The sequence below is a fragment of the Sodalis sp. (in: enterobacteria) genome (assembly GCF_047607725.1).
Classification (GTDB): domain Bacteria; phylum Pseudomonadota; class Gammaproteobacteria; order Enterobacterales; family Enterobacteriaceae; genus JBLKSS01.
In genome coordinates, this window is the sequence record NZ_JBLKSS010000166.1 from 1 (window position 1) to 9,100 (window position 9,100).

3 protein-coding genes and 4 pseudogenes are annotated in these 9,100 nt (G+C 60.2%); 3 read left to right on the forward strand and 4 right to left on the reverse strand.

Features of this window, described 5'->3' with window-relative positions:
- Window positions 1-139: 139 nt before the first annotated feature.
- The 4 genes and pseudogenes from ACMX3H_RS14575 to ACMX3H_RS14590 form a co-directional block, all read right to left on the reverse strand.
- Window positions 140-532: pseudogene (locus ACMX3H_RS14575) on the reverse strand (AAA family ATPase); the annotation flags it as partial.
- Between the two features lie 7 nt (window positions 533-539).
- Window positions 540-1,151 (reverse strand): outer membrane lipoprotein chaperone LolA, encoded by a 612-nt coding sequence (gene lolA, locus ACMX3H_RS14580; RefSeq protein WP_415211357.1) that lies wholly within the window; start codon window positions 1,149-1,151, stop codon window positions 540-542.
- A gap of 151 nt (window positions 1,152-1,302) precedes the next feature.
- Window positions 1,303-4,542: a DNA translocase FtsK 4TM domain-containing protein gene (locus ACMX3H_RS14585; protein ID WP_415211358.1), complete on the reverse strand. Its 3,240-nt coding sequence runs from the start codon at window positions 4,540-4,542 to the stop codon at window positions 1,303-1,305.
- Between the two features lie 124 nt (window positions 4,543-4,666).
- Window positions 4,667-5,058: pseudogene (locus ACMX3H_RS14590) on the reverse strand (winged helix-turn-helix transcriptional regulator).
- A gap of 510 nt (window positions 5,059-5,568) precedes the next feature.
- On the opposite strand from ACMX3H_RS14590, the gene trxB reads away from it, so the two are divergent.
- The 3 genes and pseudogenes from trxB to ACMX3H_RS14605 all read left to right on the forward strand — a co-directional run.
- A complete protein-coding gene (gene trxB / locus ACMX3H_RS14595; RefSeq protein WP_415211359.1) occupies window positions 5,569-6,537 on the forward strand; it encodes a thioredoxin-disulfide reductase in 969 nt (322 codons plus the stop codon).
- Window positions 6,538-6,988: 451 nt separating this feature from the next.
- Window positions 6,989-8,516 (forward strand): annotated as a pseudogene (gene cydD, locus ACMX3H_RS14600) (heme ABC transporter permease/ATP-binding protein CydD); the annotation flags it as partial.
- Between the two features lie 39 nt (window positions 8,517-8,555).
- A pseudogene (locus ACMX3H_RS14605) lies at window positions 8,556-8,717 on the forward strand (hypothetical protein); the annotation flags it as partial.
- Window positions 8,718-9,100: the final 383 nt, after the last annotated feature.

Consider the following 9,100-nt stretch of genomic DNA (forward strand, 5'->3'; position numbering starts at 1 on the left):
CTCAAACCGGGATGGAAATAAAAGTTATTAAAATCAATACAATGTGAAAATACAATGAGCATAAGCGTGCAACGTAGGTTTACTGTCTCATACAACAAACCCACCAATAATTCAAGACGTCCTCCACGGGGCGCTTACCTTCAATATGCGGCAAAAAGGTGTCCTGCTGGCCTTTATTGAAGCGGTGCACCTCATCGACAAACAGGATGGTGCGCCACCCGGCATCGCGATTGCGCCGCGCCCGCTCGATGGTCTCGCGGATCTCCTTGATATCGGAGGTCACCGCCGACAGGCGCTCCACGTCGGCCTGGCCATAGCGGGCAATGAGTTCCGCCAGGGTCGTTTTGCCGGTCCCCGGTGGTCCCCACAAAATCATCGAATGGAGCTGGCCGTTTTTGATCGCCCGCGGCAGCGGTTTGTCCGCCGCCAGCAGGTGGCTCTGACCGATATACTCCTCAAGCGTCGACGGGCGCATGCGTACTGCCAGCGGTTGGAATGCGTTTTGGGAAAAGTCCAGGGACAGGTTACCCATAGTTACCTCACTGGCGCTGGTCGTCCAGCGTCACGCCTTTCGGCAGCGTAAAGTGGAATTTGGCATCCTCCACCGGGCCGTTCTTTTGGCTTTTCAGCGCATAAGCACTGCGCTGGCCATCCTGCTCCACGGCGGTGAAACCTTCAATAGTGCCGTTGGCGGTCACTTTAATCGTAAACTGCTTTAAATTACCGTTATCGGATTTCGGCACCAGCGAGAAGCTGTCGCCCTGCTGCTTCACGTTGTACTGACGCCAATCGGCGGCGCTGTTGCGGGTTATCAGCATGAACGGCGTATTGCCGGGGGCGTTTTTCAGCCAGTTGGCGGTCGCTTGTTCAACAAAAGGATTATAGAACCACAGGGTTTTGCCGTCGGAAACCAGCACGCTTTCATCCGGCGCGGTCATATGCCAGTTAAACAGATTTGGCCGTTTCACCCACAGTTCCCCTTCACCTTCCTGGACCGCGCCGTCTTCGGCGCCGGTCACCCGCTGGGTGAAGCTGGCGTGGAAACTATTGACCTGATTCAGGCGGCTTTGCAGGACATCGGCATCGTCGGCAAAAGCCGGGGCCGCCAGCACGGCGGCAAACAGACAAGCGGTCATCAACCGTTTTTTCATTATGGGCATTCCTTGAAAGAGTGAACCCGCGCGCTCCCTTTCGAGGCGCGGCGACAGCGTTAACTTTATCGGAAGACGGGTGGGACGCCATAGGAATATCCTCTGAAACGTCCCGGTTTACGCATCTTTGCACGCGCGCCCCGCGTGGGGCTTACTCCTGTGACGGCGGGGACAGCACTTCGCGGTTGCCGTTGTGCCCGGGTGAGCTGACAATGCCCTGCAATTCCATTTGCTCGACGATGCGCGCGGCGCGGTTATAGCCGATGCGGAACTGGCGCTGCACGCCGGAAATCGACGCCCGGCGCTTGTCGATAACGAAAGCCACCGCCTGGTCGAACAGCGGATCCAGCTCTTCGTCGCCGTCCAGGCCGCCGCCGCCCTCATCACTGGCGCTGGTGATGCTGTCGATATATTGCGGCCGTCCGCGGGCTTTCCAGTCGTTGACCACCTCATGCACCTCTTCATCGCGGACAAAGGCGCCATGGACGCGCACCGGCAGCGAGGAGTTGGGGGCCAGGTAGAGCATATCCCCCATGCCCAGCAGCGACTCCGCGCCGGTCTGGTCGAGAATGGTGCGGGAATCGATTTTGCTTGAAACGGTAAAGGCGATGCGCGTCGGGATGTTGGCCTTGATAAGGCCGGTGATAACGTCCACCGACGGCCGCTGCGTCGCCAGTACCAGATGAATTCCGGCGGCGCGCGCCTTCTGCGCCAGGCGGGCAATCAGCTCTTCCACCTTCTTGCCGCCCGCCATCATCAGATCGGCGAATTCATCCACCATCACCACGATATAGGGCAGCTTCTCCAGCACCGGCGGCGTTTCCGCCATGCCGTCGCCCGGTTTCCAGAAGGGATCAGGCACCGGCCTGCCCATGGCGGCCGCCTGTTCAATACGCTCATTGTAGCTCGCCAGGTTGCGCACGCCGAGGGCAGACATCAGCTTATAGCGCCGTTCCATTTCGCCCACGCACCAGCGCAGCGCGTTGGCGGCGTCCTTCATATCGGTGACCACTTCGGTCAGCAGATGGGGGATGCCTTCATACACCGACAGCTCCAGCATTTTCGGGTCGATCATGATAAAGCACACCTCTTTTGGCGTCGCCTTATACAGGATGCTGAGGATCATGGCGTTGACCCCCACCGATTTCCCGGAGCCGGTGGTCCCCGCCACCAGCAGATGCGGCATTTTGCCCAGATCGGCAATCACCGGCTGGCCGCCAATGTCCTTGCCGAGCATCAGCGCCAGCGGCGAGGCGGTGTCGCGGAATTTCTCGCAATCCAGCACTTCGCGCAGATAGACCGTTTGGCGACGTTTGTTGGGCAATTCCAGGCCGACGTAGGGTTTACCGGGGATCACTTCCACCACCCGCACCGCCATCGCCGACAACGATCGCGCCAGATCGCGCGACAGATTGGAAATACGCGCCGCTTTCACCCCGGGGGCAAGATCCAGCTCGAAACGGGTAATGACCGGCCCCGGCGAAATGCCCACGACTTCCGCCTTGACGCGATAATCGGCCAGCCGGGCTTCCACCAGACGCGCCGTCTGCTCAAGTGCGAACATGTCTACCGGCTCTTCCTCACGCGGCGGCGGAGTCAGAAGATCCATGGTTGGCAGCGGCGTGGACGGTTTTTGCCGCGGTTGCTCCTGACGCATCAGGAACGGATGAATCAGACTGTCCATGGCCGGCGTCTGCGGCGCGGGCTGGCCAAAGGGGTTGTCCTGCGGCGGCGCCACGTCATCGTCGTGCCAGGGGGCGGCGTCGTCCGGCCAGCTGTCGTCATCACTCGGATAAGCGGCGGATTGCCCGCGGCCATCGTGGGGGGACGGCGTAAACCGCGCGTCCTGCGCCGCAAAACACGCATCATGACGGCGATCCATTCCGGCCGCCGGCGCAAAACCTGCCTCATGGCGGCGGTCGTTGCCGGCCGCCGTCGATAGCGGCGAAGCGCCGTCGTCGTGCGCCGCTGGGGCGGCGTCGGGATAGCGCTGCATCTGCTGATGGGCAAAATCTTCCGCCAGACGCTGCTGCTCATCCCAGGCCGCTTCTTCGTCCGGGGAGGCGAACGTCGGCCTCGGCGCGGCGTCGGCTAATGGCGCGTCAGGGTACTGCGCCGCCGTCGGGCGGTCGTCGACGCCGGCAGCCGGCGCGAACCCGTCCTGGCTACCCTCCTGTCGTTCCTCCAGCGGCGGTAGCTGCTGAGAGGGGATCTTGATCCCGTACGAGGCGAGTTCACGTCGCGTCGGGATGCGCACCGGTTTCGGGCGCGGCACTTCCGGCCCGATGCTCTGTTTCACATGCGGATTGTAGTCATTGCCGCTGGCGGAAAAAGCCGGTATGAAGGTCAGCGCCGCGCCGCTTTGCCCCGCGCCGCCGGCCGCCAGCGCACCGCTGTTTTGCTGCGCTACGGTGAAGTCATAAGGGGTGTGGGGCGCATCCAGATCCCGTTGCCAGTCGCCCATAGGCGGCCCGTCGTCCTCCGCGGCCAAAGCGTGAGGATCGGCCGGCGACATGGCGCTCGCCCCCAACGCGCCTGCCAATCCCTGGGGAGCGCCGTTGCCGGCGCTGGCGTGCGCCGACGGCGGGTAATCGCCGCGCTGCCCGCCCTGGGGATTAGCGGCGACGGCTGGCCCGGCAGGCTGCGTCCCGGCCATGCCGAGGCCGCCCTGTGCCGCCTCGCTCAGGCGCGCTGCGACCGATGGCCGCAGCAGCGGATCTGGGTTCGTTTCCTGCGCCGCGTAGGGACGCAGCTGCGGGTCGTCGTCGTCGCGCCGGCTGCGGTTGGAGACAAGAGTCAGACAGCCCAGCACCACTGCGCCGATTTTCTCGGCGATGGTAAGCCACGACCAGCCGGTGAACAGGGTTAGCCCCGACGCCCAGACGCACAACAGCGCGAGGGTGGCGCCGATGCCGTTGAACCACGGCAGAATCGCGTTGCTCAGCAGGCTGCCGATAACGCCGCCGGAGGCGAAATAGTAGAGATCGTCCACGTTAAGCGCGGCCAGGCCGCAAGAGGTGAGTAGCAGCGCCAGGCTGCCGATAAGCCGCCGTGACAGGCCGAATAAATCCACATAGTCACGTCTGTCGCGCTGGGCGAAGGCGCTCCAGCAAAAAAACAGCATGATGGGCGGCAGCGCATAGGCCAGCACGCCGAAGGTGAAAAACAGGGTATCGGCAAACCACGACCGTACCCCGCCGCCCAGATTGTGTATCGGGCCATGCCAGGCGGTCTGGGACCAACTCGGATCGGAGGGGCTGAAACTGACCAGCGTCACCATCAAATAAAACGCAAAAATACCCACAATAACCAGCACAGCCTCCAGTAGCCGGCGGCCGCTGCTGAGTTTTTTGAGGGCGATGTCTTTATCTTCTGCATATTCCTGGCTCAAGAAAGGCTCTCCAGGTTCCTGTTAACCGATATAATAACAGCGCCGAGGTGCTGTCCGGCGCTGGGACTGTATGAATTCACAGGAGTGTAACCAAAACAAACCGTATTTGCACCTGGAATGCTCCTTAACGCGTCTTTATGACTAGACGATTACTCTGTTTCACTTCTTCCATGACCACAATAGGTTCGGGTGTCGTTCACGCCGGGCAGGCGCCGCAGTGTCTCGCCAAGCAGTTTACGATAGGCGGACATATCCGGCACGCCGCGGTTGAGGGTAATCTCAACAAACACCAGTAACGACGCATCCAGATAGTGCGGGTTCAACAGCGCGGTATAGTCCTGGATGAAACCCTGGCGCTCCAGGCGGCGCACGCGTTCCAGACAGGGGGTGTGGGCATAACCCGACCCGCTTCGATAACTCGACATTGGAAATCCGTCCGTCTTTTTGCAGCTCGTTCAGGATATTGCGGTCGATACGATCAAGATCTTTCCTCGGGCGCTTTTTATTGTCTACCATCATTAGTGTCTCTCTCAATTCCTTCCCTGTACTTGCATACCCTTACTAACTTCATTGTGTCAGGGGTTGTCTAAGGACCTGTTATCAGTTTTTTTTAAGGTCAACCTTTTATGGAACCATTTAGAACCTGTCTGTCAACATACTACACGGCATCAGGGAGCGCGTGACGCGCTGTAACGGCATATCGCGCGCGCGGCACCGCAAACCCACTCTGCCGCCCAGCCCGGGTGGCCAGCCTCGGCCTGTTTATTTGCCAGCCTAGATGTTTCCGCAAAAGCGCAGCCGATTGTCAAAGTAAAACGTTAAAAATCAGAACAACATACCAGTTGTTAGCGACAACCTTCGCCTCGGGGCGGGTTTAGCGGGGTTTTTTCCCCGATTATGCCCTGCTGGCGGCATCGATAGCCGCAATTAATTGGAAAAATCGTTAACTACTTTTTGCATCCTTTTTTAACTCTGGTAATTTTCTTACAATGCCCTGGTTATTGAGGCGATGACAATGAGGAAAACATGTCTACGGTGAAACACAGTAAACTACTCATATTGGGTTCAGGGCCGGCGGGCTATACCGCCGCGGTCTATGCCGCGCGTGCCAATCTGAATCCGGTTTTAATCACCGGTATGGAGCAAGGCGGACAGCTGACGACCACCACCGAGGTGGAAAACTGGCCGGGCGACCCCGAAGGGTTGACCGGGCCTCTGCTGATGGAGCGCATGTACGCCCACGCCACAAAATTCAACACAGAAATCATTTTCGACCACATTAGCCAGGTGGATCTGCAGAACCGCCCGTTCCGCCTGGTCGGCGATAGCGGCGAATACACCTGCGATGCGCTTATTATCGCCACCGGCGCCTTCGCGCGGTATTTGGGCCTGCCGTCCGAGGAAGCCTATAAAGGGAAAGGGGTGTCCGCCTGCGCCACCTGCGATGGCTTTTTTTACCGCAACCAGAAAGTGGCGGTGGTCGGCGGCGGCAATACCGCCGTGGAGGAAGCACTGTATCTGGCCAATATCGCCGAGGAAGTGCATTTAATCCACCGCCGCGACACCTTCCGTTCGGAAAAAATCCTTATCGACCGGCTGATGGATAAAGTCAATAACGGCAATATCGTCCTGCATACTAATCGGACGTTGGAAGAGGTGTTGGGCGACGAGATGGGTGTCACCGGCGTGCGGCTCAAAGAAGTGGCCGGCAATGCCCATGAAGATTTGGCGGTCGCCGGGGTGTTTATCGCTATCGGCCATAGCCCCAATACCGCCATTTTCGGCTCGCAGCTGGCGCTGCAGAACGGTTACCTGCGTGTGCAGTCCGGGATTAACGGCAACACGACCGCCACCTCGATTCCGGGCGTGTTCGCGGCCGGCGACGTCATGGACCATAACTACCGCCAGGCGATTACCTCCGCAGGGACCGGCTGTATGGCGGCGCTGGACGCCGAACGTTATCTCGACGGACTGGCGCAGGCCGGCTCTCTCTGACGCCGCAACGCCTGGGCGCGGCTAGGCGGGTGGCGCATCCGATGGCCGCCTTCTCTTTGCCTTTTGCCTTGACGGATGGGCGCGCCCGCTCTCGGCCGCCGACGGCCCGCGTTCATGCTTACCGAGCCCACCCCTGTGCATTGAACACGCCAAGGCGCAATAAGCCGGCCCTGGCGCCCGTCCTCGCGGCCGGCGTACGCCGCTCCGCACGCGCGCCGTCGGAACCTTAGGTGGCCCCTAAGCTTATCCTGGCGGTCAATACCTCTGCCCGCCGAACGCGGCGCCGCTTGACGGTCCTATGGGCGGTAATTCGCCGGCAATGATTTTCACCTCGCGCGCAACAGGGTAAGATGTCGGCGCACCGGCAAACTACAGGTCATTCCGGTCTCACTTCCCGGCATGGGATTTCCAATGTTAACCGCTTGCCGCTCCGGCTGGAAACTGACGTTCAATGAATAAGAATCGACAACAAATCCTGGTACGCTGGCTCAGGTCGCAAAGTCAGCGGGTAAACCGCTGGTTGCGCCTTTCCATGTTGCTCGGCCTACTGAGCACCTTGATTATCGTTGCCCAGGCCTGGGCGCTGGCCGCCTTGCTGCCGGTATTGATCATGGACAATACCCCGCGCCCCAGCCTGACCGGCCATTTTGCCCTTCTGGCGGCGTTATTCGCGCTGCGCGCTGCGGTCAACTACGGCCGTGAGCGGGTGGGTTTTATCGCCGGCAGCGTGCGGCGCCGCCAAATACGCGCTCAGGTCCTGGACCGTCTCGAGCGGCTGGGGCCGGCCTGGATCCGCGGCAAACCCGCCGGTAGCTGGAGCAGCATGCTGCTTGAGCAGATCGAGGATATGCACGACTATTACGCCCGCTATTTACCACAAATGTCGCTGTCGGTACTGGTGCCGTTGATGATCCTCACCGTGGTATTTCCCATCAATTGGGCCGCGGGGCTGATTCTGTTTTTAACCGCCCCGCTGATTCCACTGTTCATGGCGCTGGGCGGCATGGGCGCCGCTGACGCCAACCGGCGTAATTTTCTGGCGCTAGCGCGCCTGTCGGGTTATTTCCTCGACCGGCTGCGCGGGCTGGAAACCCTGCGGCTGTTCTTTCGCGCCGAAGCGGAAACGGAGGATATCCGCCGCGCCACCGTGGCCTTCCGTCAACGCACCATGGAAGTCTTACGGCTGGCGTTTCTGTCGTCCGGCGTATTGGAATTCTTCGCCTCGATCTCCATCGCCGTCGCGGCGGTTTATTTCGGCTTCTCCTACCTGGGGGAACTGCATTTCGGCAGTTACGGCACCGGCGTCACACTGTTCGCCGGCTTTTTGGTGTTGATCCTGGCGCCGGAATTTTTTCAGCCGCTGCGCGATTTGGGCACCTTTTATCACGCTAAAGCCCAGGCGGTGGGCGCGGCGGAATCGCTGGTCTCCTTTTTGGAACACGACGATGCAAGCCAGGGCGCCGGCCAGGAAACGCCTGCCGCGGGGCCGGTCAGTTTACTCGCCCGCGATCTGTGGGTTCTGGCGCCGGACGGAAGCGAACTCGCAGGACCGCTGAATTTTTCCGTCGCGGCGGGCCAGCGGGTGGCTATCGTTGGCGCCAGCGGCGCGGGCAAGAGCTCCCTGCTCGGCGTGCTGCTGGGGTTCTTGCCCTACCGCGGATCGCTGCAGGCCAACGGCCGCGAGCTGCGGGCGCTATCGCCGCGCCTGTGGCGTGAACGGTTAAGCTGGGTCAGTCAGAGTCCGTCGCTGCCGGACGGCCTGGACAGCGCCGTCGGCGAAGACGCCGGTCGTCTGTCCGTGGGCCAGGCGCAGCGTGTCGCCCTGGCGCGCGCTGATCAGCGCCCCGCGCCGCCAGATCACGCTGCTGGTCACGCATCAAGCCATCGCGGATTTCGACGCCGTATGGGTGATGGCCGGCGGCATTATCGCGCAACAGGGCCGCTATGCCGACCTGGCCGCCAGCGACGGACGGGCCGCTGGCCGATTTGATTGCTTCCCGAGCACAGGAGCTGTAATCATGCGCGCCTTACTGCCCTATTTGACCCTCTACCGCTGCCACGGCGGCCAGCTTGCCCTTGGCGTTGCACTCGCTATCGTCACGTTGCTGGCCAGCATCGGTCTGCTGACCCTCTCCGGCTGGTTCCTCGCCGGCGCGGCGATTACCCGCACCGCCGGACGCTTGGGCGGAGCGGGTTATTGCGCGGCAAATCATTTGATACTGAAAGGCAAAATTTTTGATACGCTCAAAAAAANACACAAAAGCAACTTATTTGATACTAACTACTGTACTCATGTCACTTTTTTAACACAGGCTAAAGAAACACCCTGACTGGACATGATATACGAACATAACCACGCTTTTTTCGTAAGTCATGATGAAATGAAGATACACTCTAATAAGAGATGGCTATAAATCTATCAAAGATGTCTCCTACTTAGGATTAAGCTACTATGATGTCTTTGAGTTGAAGATGCGACAATTGTATGGATAAAAAGTTAGACTCTCTGTAAGCGTACGCCCCGCGCCGTATTGACAGTTATTCAGCAGGGATGGTGAGGTTC